The organism is Spirulina sp. CCY15215 (assembly GCF_016888125.1).
Classification (GTDB): domain Bacteria; phylum Cyanobacteriota; class Cyanobacteriia; order Cyanobacteriales; family Spirulinaceae; genus CCY15215.
The window spans coordinates 1-663 of sequence record NZ_JACSWA010000169.1 but is presented as its reverse complement, the minus strand read 5'-3'; the positions used below and the strand labels follow the sequence as shown (position 1 = coordinate 663).

The window sequence follows — 663 nt, the reverse complement described above, 5'->3', positions numbered from 1 at the left end:
AAGCATTTACAGATATGAAATCAAAAAAACTCGGTTTTCCTCGTTTTAAGAATAAGTATAGGATGCGTTCTTTTGTGTATCCTCAAATGCTGAAAGATTGTGTGCAGGAAAACCAGATTAAACTACCTCAATTGGGATGGATTAAATTTAGGAAATCGAGAGATATTCCCGATGGTTTCGCGATTAAACAAGCGAGAATTATCAAGAAAGCATCAGGATGTCTTGGTGCGCGTTCCCTAGGTGAGGAAACCTCACCGGGGTCGCACCGCTATTTCATCCTACTATCTTTGCAGTTAGATGTTAATATTCCGGATGTCCCATTTCACGGTCATGCCATTGGGATAGACTTGGGACTGGACAAATTTCTGGCAACTTCTGATGGAGAAATGGTCGAAAGATCCCATTTTTTGAACCAACTACATAGCAAGCTGAAATCGCTGCAACGTAGATTAAGGAACAAAAAAAGAGGGTCTAATAATCGACACAAATTAAACCAGAAAATAGCGAGATTACATCAAAAAATATCTGATACTCGTAAAGATTGGCAATTCAAACTAGCACATTCTCTTTGCGACCAAGCACAGTCAATATTTTTTGAATCCCCCCTAACCCCCCTTAATAAGGGGGGAACTAAAGGGGGGATATGGGCAAAAGGAATGTTAT

General features: G+C 39.8%; 1 pseudogene. It reads left to right on the top strand.

What is annotated here, in order from left to right:
* A pseudogene (locus JUI58_RS00825) lies at positions 1-593 on the top strand (transposase); the annotation flags it as partial.
* Positions 594-663 lie beyond the last annotated feature (70 nt).